Origin of the sequence: Thalassobius sp. Cn5-15, from assembly GCF_022347685.1 — a bacterium.
Classification (GTDB): domain Bacteria; phylum Pseudomonadota; class Alphaproteobacteria; order Rhodobacterales; family Rhodobacteraceae; genus Thalassobius.
In genome coordinates this window covers 136,062-153,093 of sequence record NZ_JAKRGF010000001.1, presented here as the reverse complement: position 1 = coordinate 153,093, position 17,032 = coordinate 136,062, and the positions used below count along the sequence as shown (strand labels likewise).

Annotated in this window: 17 protein-coding genes; 9 read left to right on the top strand and 8 right to left on the bottom strand. The window is 59.6% G+C overall.

Annotated elements, in window-relative coordinates:
* Positions 1–84: 84 nt before the first annotated feature.
* From MHM86_RS00740 to MHM86_RS00720, 5 genes are all read left to right on the top strand, one after another.
* Positions 85–666, top strand: coding sequence for an NAD(P)H-dependent oxidoreductase (locus MHM86_RS00740; protein ID WP_239194779.1), 582 nt, complete (start codon positions 85–87; stop codon positions 664–666).
* Entirely contained in the window at positions 663–1,139 is a 477-nt protein-coding gene (locus MHM86_RS00735; RefSeq protein ID WP_239194776.1) for a YbaK/EbsC family protein, read from the top strand. The genes MHM86_RS00740 and MHM86_RS00735 overlap by 4 nt, the downstream gene beginning before the upstream one ends.
* 127 nt (positions 1,140–1,266) lie before the next feature.
* Positions 1,267–1,716 carry a DUF2852 domain-containing protein gene (locus MHM86_RS00730; RefSeq protein ID WP_239194773.1) on the top strand — a complete coding sequence of 150 codons (450 nt, stop codon included), beginning with the start codon at positions 1,267–1,269 and terminating at the stop codon, positions 1,714–1,716.
* 129 nt (positions 1,717–1,845) lie between these two features.
* A complete protein-coding gene (locus MHM86_RS00725) occupies positions 1,846–2,295 on the top strand; it encodes an RDD family protein (RefSeq protein ID WP_239194770.1) in 450 nt (149 codons plus the stop codon).
* A 91-nt stretch (positions 2,296–2,386) separates the two neighbouring features.
* Complete coding sequence (locus MHM86_RS00720; protein WP_239194768.1) at positions 2,387–3,211, top strand: arginyltransferase; 825 nt, start codon at positions 2,387–2,389, stop codon at positions 3,209–3,211.
* 6 nt (positions 3,212–3,217) lie between these two features.
* Here the strand turns inward: MHM86_RS00720 and MHM86_RS00715 are convergent, their stop codons facing one another.
* The 4 genes from MHM86_RS00715 to MHM86_RS00700 all read right to left on the bottom strand — a co-directional run bounded on the left by MHM86_RS00715 (position 3,218) and on the right by MHM86_RS00700 (position 7,069).
* A complete protein-coding gene (locus MHM86_RS00715; protein WP_239194765.1) occupies positions 3,218–4,402 on the bottom strand; it encodes a winged helix-turn-helix domain-containing protein in 1,185 nt (394 codons plus the stop codon).
* Entirely contained in the window at positions 4,402–5,154 is a 753-nt protein-coding gene (locus MHM86_RS00710) for an SDR family NAD(P)-dependent oxidoreductase (RefSeq protein WP_239194762.1), read from the bottom strand. Before MHM86_RS00710 ends, MHM86_RS00715 begins: the two co-directional genes overlap by 1 nt.
* 157 nt (positions 5,155–5,311) lie before the next feature.
* Entirely contained in the window at positions 5,312–5,734 is a 423-nt protein-coding gene (gene ndk, locus MHM86_RS00705; protein WP_058319021.1) for a nucleoside-diphosphate kinase, read from the bottom strand.
* A gap of 153 nt (positions 5,735–5,887) precedes the next feature.
* Positions 5,888–7,069 (bottom strand): multidrug effflux MFS transporter, encoded by a 1,182-nt coding sequence (locus MHM86_RS00700; protein ID WP_239194759.1) that lies wholly within the window; start codon positions 7,067–7,069, stop codon positions 5,888–5,890.
* A gap of 260 nt (positions 7,070–7,329) precedes the next feature.
* On the opposite strand from MHM86_RS00700, the gene MHM86_RS00695 reads away from it, so the two are divergent.
* Together MHM86_RS00695 and MHM86_RS00690 are read left to right on the top strand one after the other, a co-directional pair.
* Positions 7,330–9,183 carry an ABC-F family ATP-binding cassette domain-containing protein gene (locus tag MHM86_RS00695; protein WP_239194756.1) on the top strand — a complete coding sequence of 618 codons (1,854 nt, stop codon included), beginning with the start codon at positions 7,330–7,332 and terminating at the stop codon, positions 9,181–9,183.
* A gap of 96 nt (positions 9,184–9,279) precedes the next feature.
* Complete coding sequence (locus tag MHM86_RS00690) at positions 9,280–9,909, top strand: MarC family protein (RefSeq protein ID WP_239194753.1); 630 nt, start codon at positions 9,280–9,282, stop codon at positions 9,907–9,909.
* 35 nt (positions 9,910–9,944) lie between these two features.
* Here MHM86_RS00690 and MHM86_RS00685 read toward each other — a convergent pair whose 3' ends face one another.
* Positions 9,945–10,982 (bottom strand): RluA family pseudouridine synthase, encoded by a 1,038-nt coding sequence (locus MHM86_RS00685; protein WP_239194750.1) that lies wholly within the window; start codon positions 10,980–10,982, stop codon positions 9,945–9,947.
* Between MHM86_RS00685 and MHM86_RS00680 the strand changes: the two genes are divergently transcribed.
* Positions 10,981–11,313: a DUF6476 family protein gene (locus MHM86_RS00680; protein WP_239196856.1), complete on the top strand. Its 333-nt coding sequence runs from the start codon at positions 10,981–10,983 to the stop codon at positions 11,311–11,313. The genes MHM86_RS00685 and MHM86_RS00680 overlap by 2 nt on opposite strands.
* Before the next feature lie 208 nt (positions 11,314–11,521).
* Here the strand turns inward: MHM86_RS00680 and MHM86_RS00675 are convergent, their stop codons facing one another.
* Both MHM86_RS00675 and MHM86_RS00670 read right to left on the bottom strand, forming a co-directional pair.
* On the bottom strand, positions 11,522–13,123 hold the full coding sequence (locus tag MHM86_RS00675) for an FMN-binding glutamate synthase family protein (RefSeq protein ID WP_239194747.1): 1,602 nt from the start codon (positions 13,121–13,123) through the stop codon (positions 11,522–11,524).
* Between the two features lie 326 nt (positions 13,124–13,449).
* Positions 13,450–15,057 carry an iron ABC transporter permease gene (locus MHM86_RS00670; protein ID WP_239196854.1) on the bottom strand — a complete coding sequence of 536 codons (1,608 nt, stop codon included), beginning with the start codon at positions 15,055–15,057 and terminating at the stop codon, positions 13,450–13,452.
* A gap of 186 nt (positions 15,058–15,243) precedes the next feature.
* On the opposite strand from MHM86_RS00670, the gene MHM86_RS00665 reads away from it, so the two are divergent.
* A complete protein-coding gene (locus MHM86_RS00665) occupies positions 15,244–16,122 on the top strand; it encodes a hypothetical protein (RefSeq protein ID WP_239194744.1) in 879 nt (292 codons plus the stop codon).
* A gap of 37 nt (positions 16,123–16,159) precedes the next feature.
* Here the strand turns inward: MHM86_RS00665 and MHM86_RS00660 are convergent, their stop codons facing one another.
* Entirely contained in the window at positions 16,160–16,756 is a 597-nt protein-coding gene (locus MHM86_RS00660) for an exonuclease domain-containing protein (RefSeq protein ID WP_239194741.1), read from the bottom strand.
* Positions 16,757–17,032: the final 276 nt, after the last annotated feature.

The following is a 17,032-nucleotide window of genomic DNA, read 5'->3' as shown; positions in this document are numbered from 1 at the left end:
AAAGCGCAGCAGCTGTGATGGCTGCCCCTTGATCACCTACACGCTGAAACGTTAAATCTGGAAAAACGAGCGAGGTATAAGGCGATGAAAACCCTCTGTGTTCTTTGTCACCCCTCTAGAGGCAGCCTATCGGCACATCTGGCCGACCATACGGTGGCGTACCTGCGGGCGCGTGGCCATGACGTGATCCTGAGTGACCTTTATGCGGAAGGCTATGATCCCTGCCTCAGCGCGGCGGAGAAGGACGCGTATCATACGCCCCCGTATGTTGACACTGCTGAGCTGCAGGGGATTGAGGCGCTGGTGATGATCTTCCCCACGTGGTGGTCGGGCATGCCGGCGAAATTAAAGGGGTGGGTAGACCGGTCATTCCTGCCCGGTGTGGCGTTTGACGTCGATGCTGCGACCGGCGCCCTGCATCCACGTCTGATGCAGTTGCAACAAGTTTTGGTGATCACCACGCTGGGGGGGCCAGCGTGGATCGACCGGCTGGTGCTCCGCCGCCCCTTATATCGGGTGCTGAAATGGGGACTATTGAAACCCTGCGCCCCCAAAGCGCAGTTCCGGATGCTATCGCTTTACGGGGCTGAAACCATCACCGAGGCGCGCCTCACCCTTTTCACGCGCCGCATCACCCGTCAGATCAACAAATGGGGCCATCCATGAGCAAAAGCATGAAACGCGTCAAACGCGCGCTGGAAGACGCCGGTGTGCGCGTCGAGATCAAGGAACTGGGTCTGGCCCGCACCGCCGCCCAGGCGGCGGAGGCGGCGGGCTGTCATCTGGACCAAATCGCCAAATCCATCATCTTTCGCGGCGCAGACAGCGGTGAGGCGTTGCTGTTCCTGACCGCTGGTGGCAATCAGGTTTGCACGGACAAGGCCAGTGTCCTTGCCGGTGAGCCATTGGGCAAAGCGGATGCGGCATTGATCCGCACGCAGACGGGGTTTGCCATCGGGGGCGTGGCGCCTGTGGGACATCTGAACCCGATCCGTGCCTTTCTGGACCCGCGTTTGCTGGACTTTGAAGCGATTTGGGCTGCGGCGGGCACGCCACACCACATTTTTGCGTTGGACTCGCAAATGTTAGGCCCCCTCACGGGTGCGCAACTGGCTGATTTCACAGCCTCAATCACATAAATGTAAAAAAGATTTACATCACCCCTTGCAGGACGCACCCGCAATCCCAATCTATTTAATGTGAAAGGCATTAACATACTGCCGCAGCACACACGCTGCCCCCGCAACGCAACACATGGAGAAAGTGATGACAACCGCAGCCTATTCCCCCCGCGAAACCGCCCCGATCGGTTGGCTGGCCCGTGCCGAAAACTGGCTGGACAACAAGGGCAAAGGCGCCTGGATCGCCGCGATGGTTCTGGGGTTCATCTTTTTCTGGCCGGTTGGTCTCGCCCTATTGTTCTACATGATCTGGAGTAAGCAAATGTTCAAGAAATCCTGCCGCCACAGCCGCCACCGCAACACCGCACATTACGGCTACGCCACCCGTTCCAGCGGCAACAGCGCCTTTGACGCCTATAAGGCAGACACGCTGGCCCGTCTGGAACAGGAACAAGAAGCGTTCGAGACCTTCCTGCAGCGCCTGCGCGATGCCAAAGACAAGGCAGAATTCGACCAGTTTATGGATGATCGTGCCAAAACCGCCGCAACACCTGCTGCCGAGACACCTGACACCCGTGACGGTGACACTGCCTGAACGTTATATACTGACGCCTAAGATGCCTCAGGTTATCGTGGGCCGGTCTCTCCCAGACCGGCCCCGGTTTTTTCCTAAAAATCTGCCCTTACCTTTTTCAAATCTGACGGTCCCCCAATGAACCCTGCAATGAACACGCCCCTATGGTCCCTGCCCGATCCCGAAACCCAACCCGAGTTTTACAGCGACGTGGCAATGAAGCGTTTCTTTGCCTGGGTGCTGGACACTGTCATGATCGCGCTGATCACCATACTGGTTGTGCCGTTCACCGCATTCACCGGCCTGTTCTTCTTTCCGTTTCTGATGCTGATTGTGGGCTTTGCCTACCGTGTGGTGACGCTGGCGGGGGGATCGGCGACGCTGGGCATGCGGGTCTTTGCGATAGAATTCCGCCAGGCCAACGGCGAACGTTTCACCCTGATGATGGCCTTTCTGCATACCTTTGGCTTGAGCGTTTCGTTCGCGCTGACGCTGTTGCAGGTTGTGTCTATCGTTTTGATGCTGACCACTGCACGCGGTCAAGGTTTGACAGACCATCTCTTGGGAACAGTCGCGATCAACAAGGCGCGAGGCGCTTAGGCGTGCCGGGTAAAGGATGAGATCAACACTCGACCTGCGTGATTTTGACTGCTAGGCTTTCGAAATCCGACCGCGATATTGTTTTGAGTGTATGAGACATACTTTACCCCTTGCGCCCCAGTTTTACGTAACCGCGCCCCAGTCCTGCCCCTATCTGGCGGACCGAATGGAACGGAAACTGTTCACTGCCTTGCAAGGGGACAGCGCGACGAAGCTGAACGATAGCCTGTCAAAACAGGGTTTTCGCCGGTCGCAAAACGTCCTCTATCGTCCGTCCTGCACCGATTGTTCCGCCTGTCTGTCGGCGCGGATTGATGTGAGCGCGTTTAACCCCAACAAATCCCAGCGTCGCACCCTGCGCCGCAACAATTATCTAGAGCGACGCACCACATCCGCCTGGGCGACGGAGGAACAATTTGACCTGTTCCGCCGCTATCTGGACAGCCGTCATTCCGATGGCGGCATGGCTGATATGGATGTGTTCGAATTTGCCGCCATGGTCGAAGAAACCCCGATCCGCACCCGTGTCATCGAATATGTGGACCGCGACAGCGGCAAACTGGTGGCTGTCTGCCTGACGGATCTGTTGGATGACGGCACCTCTATGGTTTATTCTTTCTATGACCCGGAACGGCGCGCAGACTCTCTGGGGACCTATGTGATCCTCGATCATATTGAAATTTCGCGCGAGGCGGGCCTGCCCCACGTCTATCTGGGCTACTGGGTGCCGGGCAGTGCCAAGATGGGCTACAAATCGAACTTCAGCGGGCTGGAAGTGTTCCGTGGTGGTGAATGGGAGACCTTTCAGGGCGAAGAGGCCTATGATGCGCAATTGCACCCGCTGTCCACCGATCCGATTGCCGAGCAGGTCGCCAATATCTCGCTGCCTGACCTCAGCCATCCGGTGAAACGCTAGTCTGGCTCAGCTTAACAGCTCTGAGCCCGCTGGCGCATAGACACAGTCTGCCAGACGCGCAAATCGGCGCAGCTCTGCCTGCAGCCGCGCCTGACGGCCTGCCCCCCACCGCTGCCCTTTCTCCAGCCACAGTTGCCCCAGACGCAGCACCCCGGCCTTGCGGTCGGCACTGACCTCAACGCGACCAACAAAGCGTGTGCCCTCCAGCAGCGGGTAAACGTAATAGCCATACTGTCGCTTGGCCGCAGGCACGAACATTTCCACCCGATACTGCATGCCAAACAGTCGCTCTAACCGGTCGCGGTCACGGATTGCGGGATCAAAGGGATTGAGGATCCGCATCCGCTGCCCCGGCGCAGGCCGGTCCGCCAGTTCCGCCATCCGATCCTCCAGATCGGCACTGGCCACGGCGCTGTAGCGACTGCCATTGGCGGTCTCCACCTCCACCTCTATCAGGTCCGCATCCGCTGCCCAGTTACGGCATTCTGCCATGCTCATCGCGTCCCAGAACCGCTGCACCTCGGCCAGCGTGGCAAAGCTCAGACGCCTGAGCGCTGCTTGACACAGCCAGTTGATCTGATCGGGGTCCGATACCTTCTGGCTGCGCAGGGTATCGGGGAATACCCGTTCGGGCAGGTTATAAAACTTGGTGAAATTCTGCCGGTAGCATGTCGCCAGTTCGCCCGCATACCACATGTAATCCAGCGCCATTTTATGGGGTTTCTTGGCCCATGCGTGGTCTTTGGATTTGGGACCGGACTGAAACGCATGTGTCGACAGCGCGCCCTCGCGGGCGATCCGCGCCTTGATCTCTGCCCGCGCGGCTTCATCTGGCAGCCCCTTCCACCAGCCCGCCTTGCCCATCTGTTCGGCCTTGCGGCGGAACTGGCGCTGCCAATAAGGCAGGAACTGCATCGGCAAAACCGAAGCATCATGGGTGAAATGTTCAAACACAGCACGGTCACGGGCCAACAGCGGGTCAAACATCGTCTCACGGTAGGACTGATTTCGCGACCACAGGATATGATGATGCGCCCGCGCTACCACCTGCACCGTGTCCAGTTGGACGAATCCAAGGCGGGCAATCATATCCGGCAGGTCAAGCGACCCTGTGGGCGGCGCCAGCAACAGGTTGCTGTCGAGCCACAACCGCCGCGCCATCACGTTGGGGATAGACAGTGGTGCGCCCATCAGGTGCGCAGCGCCGGCAGGCCAACACCGGTGGAGTCAAACCCGCCATCAGCCGCGATCACCTGACCGGTCACGTAACCGGCCGCCTCACTACAAAGGAAGGTGATCACACCGGCGATCTCGCCCTCGCTACCATAGCGGTTGAGGGGGATGGCATCGTGATAGGCGGCAATGATTTCAGGGCTATGCACGGCCATTGCCAATTTGGTACGCACCGGCCCCGGACAGACACAATTGGCGCGAATGCCATATTCGCCCAGCTCCGCCGCCTGCTGTTTTGTCAATTGAATAACAGCCGCCTTGGAGGTGCCATAGGCCACCCTGAGGGTGGAGGCCCGCAGGCCCGAAATAGACCCGATATTCACCACCGCGCCCCGTGTTTCCTTCAGCGCAGGCATGGCCGCCTGAGTGCACAGGAACACACCATCAAGATTTGTCCCCATCACCCGTTTCCACATGGCGAAATCGCACGCTTCAATCGGGCCAAACTCTGCCACACCTGCGTTATTGACCAGCGCATCCAACCGCCCGAACCGCGCCAGCACCGCCGCAATCATCGCCTGCACCGCCTCTGGGTCACCCACATCACAGACAAACGCCGCCGCCTGCGGGCCGAGGTCTGCAACCGCTGTCTGCACTTCCTCAGCATCCCAATCGATCAGCGCCACCGACCAGCCGCCTGCCAGAAACTGCCGCGCTGTTTCCAACCCGATACCGCGTGCTGCGCCCGTTACCAGTGCCACTTTGTTCATTGCTAGCCCTCCTCAAACCTGGGTCTGAGGGTAGCGATAGCGCAGGCGCTAGGAAAGACCGCAAGTTCCCTGTTTACCCCTGTCATGCCAAAGAAAAACGCCCGCAACCATCAGGCCACGGGCGTCCTAGATTTCATCAACCGATTGGGTCGGTGGCTTAGCCTACCAGTTCCAGACCGGAGAAGAAGTATGCGATTTCAACTGCTGCGGTTTCGGCTGCGTCGGAACCGTGAACCGAGTTTTCGCCGATCGACAGGGCGAACTCTTTACGGATGGTGCCTTCGGCCGCTTCGGCAGGGTTGGTTGCGCCCATAACTTCGCGGTTTTTCGCGATGGCGTCTTCGCCTTCCAGAACCTGAACAACGATCGGCTCAGACGCCATGAATTCGCACAGTTCGTCGTAGAAGGGACGCTCAGCGTGCACAGCGTAGAAAACGCCAGCTTGGGCTTTGGTCAGGTGGATGCGCTTCTGGGCGACGATGCGCAGGCCAGCGGCTTCCAGTTTGGCGTTGATCGCGCCGGTCAGGTTGCGTTTGGTTGCGTCGGGTTTGATGATCGAGAAAGTGCGCTGTACAGCCATCGGGATATCCTCAAAGGTCAAAGACCAGACACCACGTCCGGCCAATTCAATTCTCGCGCCTGCTAACACGGCGGCAGGCGTTTGAAAAGCCTGTTGATTGCCTGAGGCGCCGCTTGATGGTGCCCAAAGGTCAAGCGGATGCGCACAACTGCGTTATTGGCGCGCGGCGCGCGGGATCAGCAGCGTGCAGATCAGCGCCACCGCACCACAGGCGGCCATCGACAGCATCAGCATAGCCGCCCCATCAGGCCCATCCGACAGCGTCGACACCACAGGCGTCAGAACCGCCCCCACCACAACGCCCAACGCGCCAGACAGGCCAGAGGCAGAACCGGCCAGATGCGGCGCCACGTTCATCACGCCCACATTGGCCCCCGGCAAGGTCAGCCCATTGCCAAGACCAAGGCAGATCGCGCCCAGAAAAATCACACACGGATGCACCACCCAGAACGCCAGCAGCGCCGCTGCGCTGAGACAGCCCAGCAACGACAGGCAGCGCCCCAATAGCATCATCCGCCACGCACCGATCCAGGCCGCCAGCCGCGCGTTGACCAAACTGCCCAGTAAAAACCCAACTGCCGTGGCCCCCATCAGCAAGCCCACCATCGTGGTGTTCATGCCAAAGATGCCTTCGCCCACCACCGGCGCACCGACGAGGTAGGCGTAAAAACCGCCCAATGCGAACACCAGAATGCCGCTATAGGCCCAGAACGCACCAGAGCGCAGCAGCTGAGGATAGGCGCGAAACTGCGCTGCGAAACTGGCCTGTCGGCTGATGTTCGTCTCTGTCAGATCATACCAGCTGAGCGCAAAGACACCCGCCCCCACAAGCGCCAGCAGATAAAACACCGACCGCCAGCCAAAGAAACTGTCCAAAACGCCCCCCAGCGCCGGTGCCAGCAGCGGTGCCAGTGCAATCGCGGCCCCAATCTGGGCAATGCGACGGGCAGCCTCCTGCGGCGGGTAGACATCGCGGACCACCGCGCGGGACAACACCATGCCCGCCACAATGCCCCCCTGTCCCAAACGGAACAGCAGAAAGGTCCAGATATCGCCAGCCAGCGCACAGCCAAGGGAGGCCAACGAAAACACTGCCGTCCCCCACAACACCACCGGACGGCGCCCGAAACGATCAGACAGCGGCCCCATTATCATCTGCAAAACCGCCGAAACCAGCAGGAACCCAGAAACAGACAACGACGCAAACGTGTAGCTGACACCAAAATCCGCCGCGATCCCCCCCAGCGAGGGCAGCAGGATGTTGAGCGACATCACCGACAGAGAGGTCAGCAGGATCAGCGTCAACAGATGCGGTTTGCGGAGGCTTGGCGACATTCTTGGTCCGGATCCTTTGAAAGGGCACACCACCCTGGCTATGGTGAAAATCGGTTAGGCTGAGGATGCGCTCTATTTCTGCTATGCGCCAGATTGGGGCGGTGCAAGGGGCGACACACACTCAAAAGCAGTAAAACACATCAAACAGGCCGACGGCGCGTTTTGAGTTGTCTGATATCACTTTCTCTGCCCAATTTGCGCATCTCTGCACAGCCCTGCACAGATTGACTTGGCCGTCTCTCTCTGGCACTTGGCCCTTTATGCTACGGATCCAAGACATCAGCTATTCCATCGAAGGCCGCCCCCTGTTTGAAGGGGCCAGCGCCACAATTCCCACCGGCCATAAGGTCGGCCTGATTGGCCGCAATGGGGCGGGGAAAACAACGCTTTTCAAACTGATACGCGGCGATCTGCATCTGGATGGCGGATCGATTGACCTGCCCTCGCGGGCGCGCATCGGCGGTGTTGCACAGGAGGTGCCGGGCAATGAGGTGTCGCTGATCGACACGGTTCTGGCCGCCGACACCGAACGCGCCGCCCTGATGGCAGAGGCAGAAACCGCCACCGATCCTGCCCGCATCGCTGAGGTGCAGACGCGGCTGGCCGATATTGACGCCTGGTCGGCAGAGGCGCGCGCCAGCAACATCCTGCGCGGCCTTGGCTTTGATGCGGACGAGCAGCGCATGCCGTGTTCGGCCTTTTCTGGTGGCTGGCGGATGCGGGTGGCGCTGGCTGCGGTGCTGTTTGCCGAACCTGACCTCTTGCTGCTGGATGAACCAACCAACTACCTCGACCTTGAGGGGGCGTTGTGGCTGGAAAACTACCTGACGAAATATCCCCATACGGTGCTGATCATCAGCCACGATCGCGACCTTCTCAATCGCGCAGTCGGGTCGATCCTGCATCTGGAGGGGCGCCAGCTGACCTATTACACTGGCCCCTATGATCAATTCGCCGCGCAGCGTGCAGCGCAGCGTGCGGTACAATCCGCTGCCGCCAAGAAACAAGAGGCGCAGCGCGCCCATTTGCAAAGCTTCGTCGATCGCTTCAAGGCCAAAGCCAGCAAGGCCAAACAGGCGCAAAGCCGGGTGAAGATGCTGGAAAAGATGGAAACCATCCGCGCACCCGAAGATGCGGCGCGCACGGTCTTTACCTTCCCCGACCCCGAACCCCTGTCACCGCCGATTATTTCCACACAGGATGCCAGCGTCGGCTATGATGGCACGCCAGTGCTGCGGCGGCTGAACCTGCGCATTGATCAGGACGACCGGATCGCGCTGTTGGGCAAAAACGGTCAGGGCAAATCCACACTGGCCAAGCTGCTGTCTGACCGGCTGGAGGTGCTGGAGGGCGGGATCAACCGATCCGGCAAGCTGCGCATCGGCTTTTTTGCCCAGCATCAGGTGGATGAACTGCACGTCGATGAAACGCCGCTGCAGCACCTGCAACGGGAACTTCCGGGGCAACATCCCAGCAAGTTGCGGGCGAAACTGGCGGGCTTTGGCCTGATGGCCGAACAGGCAGAAACCGAGGTCGGGCGTCTGTCTGGCGGACAAAAGGCGCGGCTGTCGCTGCTGCTGGCCACCCTGCCCGCGCCGCAGCTGTTGATCCTTGATGAACCGACCAACCACCTGGATATCGAGAGCCGTGAGGCGTTGGTGGAGGCGCTCAGCGCCTATGGCGGTGCGGTGGTGCTGGTCAGCCACGATATGCATCTGCTGTCGATGGTCGCGGATCGCCTGTGGCTGGTCAAAGACGGTGCTGTGACCCCTTATGAGGAGGATCTGCAGGCCTATCGCAAGATGCTGCTGGCCGCAGACACCCCGCCTAAGGCCGAAAAGCCCAAACCCGTAGCCCCCAAACGCGCCAACCGCGATCAAATCCTAGCCCTGCGCGCAGAGGCCCGTAAAGGCGAAGAGCGGATCGAGAAGCTACAGGCGATGGAAGCAAAACTGCAGGAGCGGCTGGCCGACCCGTCGTTGTTTACTGATCGTAAAGACGAAGCTGTCATGTTGCAGAAGAAATACGCCGAACTGAAGGATGCGATGGACCGCGCCGAGGAGCTGTGGATGGAAGCACTGGAACGGCTGGAGGCAGCAGAGACGCAGGGATAAAGGTTGGGTTAGGTCGCTGGGGCATTTTGCCTTTGCATCTGCACCTCCCTTACGTCATCTTCGTCGAACCCCGCCCATCGGCCTTTGAGGACACTTATGGACAGCGCCTTTTTCATCACCGGTTTTGTCACCCTGTTTGTGATCATGGACCCGATCGGTCTGGCGCCGATCTTCATCGCGCTGACCCACGGGATGCCACGCGCCAAACGCCGCGCCATCGGGCTGCGCGCCTGTTTGATTGCCGGCACGCTGCTGTCGCTCTTTGCTCTTGGGGGTGAGGCGGTTCTGGGCTTTGTCGGTATATCGATGCCTGCGTTCCGCATTGCCGGTGGCATACTGTTGTTCCTGACCGCGCTGGACATGCTATTTCAACGCCGCACCAAACGGCGGGAGGATCAGGCAGAGCAGGCCGAAGAGGATGATCATACCGATGATCCTTCGGTCTTCCCCCTCGCCATGCCGCTGATTTCTGGGCCCGGTGCGATTGCCACGGTGATCCTGCTGTCTGGTCAGATCCCCGGTTGGGCCGGTCTGGTGTCGACGCTGACCATCATGTCTCTGGTGCTGATCATCACGCTGGTGCTGTTTTACAGCGCAGAACTGCTGGAAACCGCATTGGGCAAGACAGGCATCACTGTTGTGACCCGCCTGTTGGGCATGCTGCTGGCGGCACTGTCAGTGCAGTTCGTGCTGGACGGGCTGAAAGATTTCGGTTTTGTCGGCTAAGGATCTCCCCTTAGCCTCTATTTCCTTCAAACGCTTCAGCCCTTCGGGCCAGCCCGCATTGCCTCGATCAGTTTGCTCATGTCACTGGGCAGCGGCGCTTCAAAGCGCATTTCCTCACTGGTCACCGGATGCACAAAGCCCAACACAGCCGCATGCAGCGCCTGACGGGGGAAATCTTTGGCCGCGGTGACACCACGAATGCCCAGCGTCTTTTCCGACAGTTTGCGCCGCCCACCATAGGTCTGATCACCAATCAGCGAATGGCCTGCATGGGACAGATGCACGCGGATCTGGTGGGTGCGGCCGGTTTCCAGCCAGCATTCGACCAGAGCCGCGACCTCTGGGGTTCCAAACGCCTCGACAATGCGCACGCGGGTCACGGCGTGACGCCCGCCTTCAAACAACACCGCCTGACGCTGGCGGTCGGTTTTATGCCGCGCCAGCTGGGTGGTGATTTTCATGATATTTCCCGGCTCAAAGTTCACACCTTTGACGCCGCGCACGCGCGGGTCATTCGCATCCGGCACACCGTAGCAGACCGCCTGATAATACCGTTCCACGGTGTGTTTTTCAAACTGCGCCGCCAGACCGTGGTGGGCCTTGTCAGATTTTGCCACCACCAACAGGCCGCTGGTGTCCTTGTCGATCCGGTGCACAATGCCCGGACGTTTTGATCCCCCCACACCCGACAGCGTGTCCCCACAGTGATGCAGCAACGCATTGACCAGAGTGCCCGACGGCGTGCCAGGGGCCGGGTGCACCACCATCCCGACAGGTTTATTGATGACGATCAGATCGTCATCCTCAAAAATCACCTCCAGCGGGATGTCTTCGGGACCGATATGGCTGTCCTCGGCCTGAGGAATGCGGATCTCGATCACGTCCCCCTCTGCCACACGGCCTTTGGGATCTGTCAGCGCCTCACCACTGCGGGTGACCATCCCATCAGCCATCAGTTTCGCCAGACGGGTGCGTGACAGCGAAGCTTCGGCTGGCACATCACGCGAAAGCGCCTTATCAAGGCGTTTGGGCGGGTCCGCCTGAATGGTGACGGAAAGCTGCGTGAGCGACATGGATAACCCCCAAGAGCCAGAGACAAACGAGACACCCGCGGCAGAGCTGCCGGCAGACCTGAAGGTCCTGCGCCTGTTGGTCACAGGGCTGACGGGCACGATGATTGTCGGGCTTTTAGTGCTGATCGCGGTGATTGTCATCCGCTTCAACGATAAATCCTTGGATTTCCCTGAAACGCTGGTGCTGCCCGACGGTGTGCGCGCCGAGGCCTACACCCAGACCAAGCGCTGGCAGGCGGTGGTGACAGAAGATGACCGCGTGCTGATCTACAGCCGCGACACCGGCAAGCTGAGCCAAGTGATCGAACTGCAGCAGGGTGAGATAAAATAGCTCGGGCGTCAGCCCGAGCCGCGCCTGACCTTCCCCCCGGGAAGGCGCATTTGCGATGTCATTACTACTAACGCAAGACATTTCTTGTTGAGCGCCCTTTCAAGTCACAAAGGTTTTCAAGCGCCTCCCCAAGGTCAGGCGCGCCTCGCGCCCAAAAAAAACGCCCACCGATTGGCGGGCGTTCTGATGTCTTAAACTCGCAAAATCCTCACGGGATGTAATCCACCGGCGCGAAGCTTTCGGCGCGGGCGCGTTCCCAGCGCTTCATGTAGCCACCGCCCACATCCTCGTTCCGCAACAGGAAGCCCTGCGGCAGGTAGGGATAAACCTCATGGCCTGTCTTCATATCGCCGTCCTTTTCGCGGATCAGCAGGTGGTGGGGCAGAAATTCACTGGGATGTTCCAGACCCGCCGCACCGGTCATTTCGGCCAGCGCATGCATGGTGTTTTTGTGGAAACGGTAGACCCGTTCCGATTTCGTCGGCACGTTCAGCGCCCGTGCCCGTAGCGGATCCTGCGTGGCGACACCCACGGGACAGTGGTTGGTGTGGCAAGCCTGCGCCTGAATACAGCCGATAGAGAACATGTAGCCACGGGCCGAATTCGCCCAATCTGCCCCCAGCGCAATGATACGGGCCAGATCAAAGGCTGACACGATCTTACCCGAGGCGCCGATTTTCAGGCGGTGGCGCAGGTTCACCCCGCGCAGGGTGTTGTGGGCAAACGTCAGACCCTCTGTCAGCGGCATGCCGAGGTGATCAGCAAATTCCACTGGCGCGGCACCTGTCCCGCCCTCTTTGCCGTCGATCACGATAAAATCGGGCACAATATCTGTTTCCAGCATCGCCTTCACCAGACACATAAATTCCCGACGGTGGCCGATACACATCTTCAACCCCACCGGCTTGCCCCCGGACAGATCGCGCAGGCGGGCGATGAACTGACACAGCTCAATCGGGGTTTCAAATTCGGGGTGACGCGCGGGCGACACGCAGTCCTTGCCCATCGGGACATCGCGTGCCTCGGCAATCTCTGGCGTGATCTTGGCCGCGGGCAGAACGCCGCCGTGACCCGGTTTGGCGCCCTGACTGAGCTTCACCTCGATCATCTTCACTTGCGGGTTGGCCACAACCTTGGTGAATTTATCAGGGTCAAAGCGCCCTTCTTCAGTGCGGCAACCGAAATAGCCCGACCCGATCTGATAAATCAGATCGCCGCCACCTTCTTTGTGGTACCGACTGATTCCGCCTTCGCCGGTGGTATGGGCAAAGCCGCCCTTCTTTGCACCGGTGTTCAGCGCCAGAATGGCATTCGGCGATAGCGCGCCAAAACTCATGCCAGAGATGTTGTAGATCGACGCCTCATAGGGCTGTTTGCATTCCGGCCCGCCGACGGTGATGCGGAAATCCTCATCCTTGATGTCCTTAGGTGCGACCGAGTGCGTGATCCACTGATAGCCTGAATCATAAACGCGCTGGCGGGTGCCAAAGGCGCGTTTATCCTCGACCCCTTTGGCGCGTTGGTAAATCAGCGAACGGGCATCGCGCGAAAATGGTTCTTCGTCCTGATCGCTTTCGATCAGGTATTGGCGAATCTCGGGGCGGATCCCTTCGAACAGGAACCGCATATGGCCGATGACCGGATAGTTGCGCAGCACCGCATGGCGCGCCTGCATCAGATCATGCACCCCAAGAATACTCAGGAAGGCAAAAAACAGGAACGGCAGCAGGAACCACACATTGAAGATCGCCGCCAAGAGTGACAGCGCCGTCAGCGCCACGACGATTGAAAAAACGAGAAAACGTCCCATCACGTTTGTCCTTTGCTAGAAGCCCCGAACAGAAAACACTGCTGGGCACATTGCTGAGGAACTGCAACTAACGGGCCATGCCGCGCGACAAGGCGTGACAGAAAGGTGTTGATGCTGTGTTCCAAGCGACTGCGAGTCGTAGAAATACGACCCCCTAAGTGACGCAACGTAGCGCGACGGTTCGCGACATTAAAGGCGCTAACGACAATGCATGCCTCTTTTCTGGGCACAAATTCGTGAGAGCATTCAAGGGCTTTATCTCACCATAAGCTGAACCTATAGCGGCTTGGGGCATCGGATCAGAGTGTCAGTTTAAACACCGGTGATCAGCGATTGGCCCGCGCCAGCATCGCCACCGCGGCCAGCCCCACCAGCACCACCAGAATCGCCGCAGGTGACGCATCGCCGAGGTTTTCCAGTGACGCCTGTTCATGCACTCGTGTCGCCAACGTGTCGAAATTGAACGGGCGCAGCAACAGCGTGGCGGGCAGTTCCTTCACCGCATCCACAAACACCAATAGCAGTGCCGACCCGACAGAGCCGCGGATCAGCGGCGCATAGATCTGACGCAGCACCTGTCCTTTGGTGCGGCCCAGCGACCGTGCCGCCATCGGCAGGCTGGGCGACACCCGCCCCATCGCCGCATCCGCAGCCCCCTGCGCAATGGCAAAGAAACGCACACCATAGGCAAAGATCAGCGCCACCGCTGATCCCGTCAGCACCAGCCCGATGTCTACGCCGGTTGCGGCCTCGATCAGATCAGCCATCCAGTTGTCAAAGGCCGCCAGCGGGATCAGGATCCCAACGCCCAGCACCGCACCGGGGGCCGCGTAGCCAATGGTGGTGACCGGCAACAACAGACGCGGCAGGCTGCGGCCCGACAAGCGCACGCCGTAAACCATAAAGACCGCCGCCAGCACCGTCAGCACCGCCGCGATGCCACCGACATACAGCGTGTTCCAAAGTGCGGCATAAAGGGCTGGGTCCTGCCACACCTCTGCATTGCGCAATGCATGGTGCAAAATCACCCCAACAGGCATGGCAAAGCCGATCAGGAACGGCAGAGCGCAGAGCGCCATCGCTCCCCAGCCCACCGCGCCCGACAAAGCCACAGGCGTAACCGAACGGTGGCGGCCGGACATGGCAAAGAACCGGGTCTTGCGGCGGCTGACCTTTTCCATCGTGACCAAGAAGATCACCAGAACCAGCACCACAGACGCCAGCTGCGCTGCACCGCCTGCGTTGTTGCTTTCCAGCCAGACGGTGAAAATACCAGTGGTCAGGGTCTGCACGGCAAAATAATCCACGGTGCCGAAATCATTCACAGTTTCCATCATCGCGATCGCCATTCCAGCGGCAATCGCCGGACGCGCCAGCGGCAGACCAACACGGAAAAACCGTCCCCAAGCGTTTGAGCCGAGCGAACGCGCCACCTCCTCGGTTGCGGCGGATTGCTCGCGGAACGCTTGGCGCGCCAAGAGGTAAACATAGGGGTAAAGCGCAGCACCCAGCACAATCACCGCCGCGCCGAAGCTGCGAATTTCAGGGAACCAGTAGTCACGCGAGGTCTTCCACCCCATTAGCCCGCGCAGCCATGTTTGTACCGGACCTGCGTATTCCAGCAGATCAACCAGCGCATAGGCTCCCACATAGGCCGGGATCGCCAGTGGCAAAAGTAGCAGCCATTCCAGCCAGCCAGACAGCGGAAAGCGGTAGCGCGAAATCAGCCATGCGGTCACGGTGCCCATCACACCGGCCAGCGCACCGACACAGATCATCAGCGCCAGCGTCGTGCGCATGTAGCGTGGCAGCGTAGTGGAAATTAGGTGCGGCCAGATATTGTCGGTGGGGTTAAAGGCAATCCACACCACCGCCACAATCGGCATCAACACCAGCGCCGCAATCAGCGCCGCGCCCAGCGACCACGGGTTCATCCGCCAGAACGAACGACATTTGGGGGCGGCGGAGGGCGACGGGCGCGAGGAATGAGCAGTGCTGTCGGTCATGCCGCCCCCTTTGCCTGAAAGCAGTTTATCTGTCCAGAAAAGACCTTATACTGCGTCATCAAACCCTACTGCGGCACCCTGCCGTGACCCCGCTGACAGTATTTGAGGAAATCGATGCACGTCGTCCTACACGCTGGCGCCCACAATACCGACGACGAACGACTGGTCCGTTGTCTGCTGAAGAACCGCGATGCTTTCCACAAACGTGGCATCAGCGTGCCGCGCCCGACCGCCTATCGCCGCTTGATTCGTGATCTGTTGCAGACGATGGATCAGGGCCCACTGGCCGAGGATGCGCATGACAGACTGCTGCATGACATTTTAGAGGGTGCGGATGATCCCGACCGCATTCTGTTTTCCAACGAAAACTTCTTCTCTGTGCCTAAGGTGGCGATCAACAAGGGGGTGATCTACCCCGGTGCAGAGGTGCGGCTGGCCCGATTCTGCACGTTGTTTCAGCACGATCAGGTCGAACTGTTTCTGGCGATCCGCAATCCGGCAACCTTTCTACCGGCGGTTTTTGCACAGGCGCCAACGCCGGATTTTCTGGACTTCATGGGCGGCGCAGATCCCCGGCACCTGCGCTGGAGCGAGTTGATCAACCGCCTGCGCAGCCATGTGCCAGAGGCGCAGATCCATGTCTGGTGCAATGAGGACACCCCGCTGCTGTGGGCGCAACTGGTGCGTGACATGGCGGGGTTGGAACATAACGAAAAGATTGTGGGCGGGTTTGATCTGTTGACAGAAATCATGAGCGGTGAAGGCATGAAACGCTTCCGCGCCTATCTGAAACAGCATCCCAATATGAATGAAATCCAGAAGCGCCGCGTGATCGCTGCCTTCCTCGACAAATTCGCGCTGGATGACGAGCTGGAAGAAGAGATCGACCTGCCCGGCTGGAATGACAGCATGCTGGACACGTTGAGTGAGATTTACGACGAAGACGTCTATGACATCTCGCGCATCCAAGGCGTAACACTGGTTGAGCCTTGAGGTTTAGCCCTGCGACAACACCACGCCACCGGCAACGCTAGATATTCAGCGACAGTTGCGCATCGGCGCGTTTGCCGGTGATTGCCTCCACCGAGTGTTGCAACCGCTCCTCTGCCAGCAGAACCACCTCCGCTGCGGCGCGTGCATCCTCGCCTGCATCATGGTGGTGAAACTCAAGGCCCAGCGCCTCTTTCAGATGACCCAAGCCGTGACCGCCATTCCCACGAAACTCTGGGAAGGCCTTGCGGGCGATTTTCACACTGTCGGCCCAGATCAGCCGTGGCACAGGCAGCCCCGCCAGCGTGCAGGCTTCATTGATTGCCTTTTCGTCAAAACCACTATGCTGAATGATCAATTCGCCACGCAGAAACGGTAAGAGGCGCGCCCAAGCCTGCGCAAAGGTGGGCGCACCGCGTACGGTTTCGGCATTGATGCCGGTAAGCTGGATATTGAAAGCGGCAAAATCCTCGCGCGGGTCGATATAGGTGGCAAACGTCTGCATCCCCCCGTCAAGACCCACACAGGCCAGACCGATCTGGCTGATGCTGCCACGGTTACGGTTGGCGGTTTCCACGTCCAGCGCGATGAAACGGAACGCCCCTTTGGGCAGCGGGTGATCAGGCAGGAAGGTCATAGGCGCCAAAATGGGCAGAAGCGGTGGCAGGGGCAAGTCGAAAGCGATTATACTACGGGCCAAGACCGGTCGGCGGGTGCCAACGCCTGATCACGTGCCACTTTCCTTTGCCAGTGCCACAGGTTCGCTCTGCCACTATTGTCGACCAGCACAGATCAACAGATGAAAACCAAGCTCACAATCATTGCAGGGCGCCCCCTACTGACCCTCATGCGCACAAATGTGACGCCCCCTTCTGCCCATCGCTGAGCGTTCCAGCTAAGGGCATGCGTTGGC

What these genes read in the sequence shown, in the direction of transcription:
- ndk (WP_058319021.1), bottom strand. Translation starts at nt 5,734, where the DNA reads ATGGCTGTACAGCGCACTTTCTCGATCATCAAACCCGACGCAACCAAA.
- MHM86_RS00680 (WP_239196856.1), top strand. Translation starts at nt 10,981, where the DNA reads ATGGATAACCCCCAAGAGCCAGAGACAAACGAGACACCCGCGGCAGAG.
- MHM86_RS00690 (WP_239194753.1), top strand. Translation starts at nt 9,280, where the DNA reads ATGGACAGCGCCTTTTTCATCACCGGTTTTGTCACCCTGTTTGTGATC.
- MHM86_RS00670 (WP_239196854.1), bottom strand. Translation starts at nt 15,057, where the DNA reads ATGAACCCGTGGTCGCTGGGCGCGGCGCTGATTGCGGCGCTGGTGTTG.
- MHM86_RS00735 (WP_239194776.1), top strand. Translation starts at nt 663, where the DNA reads ATGAGCAAAAGCATGAAACGCGTCAAACGCGCGCTGGAAGACGCCGGT.
- MHM86_RS00720 (WP_239194768.1), top strand. Translation starts at nt 2,387, where the DNA reads ATGAGACATACTTTACCCCTTGCGCCCCAGTTTTACGTAACCGCGCCC.
- MHM86_RS00725 (WP_239194770.1), top strand. Translation starts at nt 1,846, where the DNA reads ATGAACACGCCCCTATGGTCCCTGCCCGATCCCGAAACCCAACCCGAG.
- MHM86_RS00740 (WP_239194779.1), top strand. Translation starts at nt 85, where the DNA reads ATGAAAACCCTCTGTGTTCTTTGTCACCCCTCTAGAGGCAGCCTATCG.
- MHM86_RS00710 (WP_239194762.1), bottom strand. Translation starts at nt 5,154, where the DNA reads ATGAACAAAGTGGCACTGGTAACGGGCGCAGCACGCGGTATCGGGTTG.
- MHM86_RS00660 (WP_239194741.1), bottom strand. Translation starts at nt 16,756, where the DNA reads ATGACCTTCCTGCCTGATCACCCGCTGCCCAAAGGGGCGTTCCGTTTC.
- MHM86_RS00730 (WP_239194773.1), top strand. Translation starts at nt 1,267, where the DNA reads ATGACAACCGCAGCCTATTCCCCCCGCGAAACCGCCCCGATCGGTTGG.
- MHM86_RS00700 (WP_239194759.1), bottom strand. Translation starts at nt 7,069, where the DNA reads ATGTCGCCAAGCCTCCGCAAACCGCATCTGTTGACGCTGATCCTGCTG.
- MHM86_RS00665 (WP_239194744.1), top strand. Translation starts at nt 15,244, where the DNA reads ATGCACGTCGTCCTACACGCTGGCGCCCACAATACCGACGACGAACGA.
- MHM86_RS00695 (WP_239194756.1), top strand. Translation starts at nt 7,330, where the DNA reads ATGCTACGGATCCAAGACATCAGCTATTCCATCGAAGGCCGCCCCCTG.
- MHM86_RS00675 (WP_239194747.1), bottom strand. Translation starts at nt 13,123, where the DNA reads ATGGGACGTTTTCTCGTTTTTTCAATCGTCGTGGCGCTGACGGCGCTG.
- MHM86_RS00685 (WP_239194750.1), bottom strand. Translation starts at nt 10,982, where the DNA reads ATGTCGCTCACGCAGCTTTCCGTCACCATTCAGGCGGACCCGCCCAAA.
- MHM86_RS00715 (WP_239194765.1), bottom strand. Translation starts at nt 4,402, where the DNA reads ATGGGCGCACCACTGTCTATCCCCAACGTGATGGCGCGGCGGTTGTGG.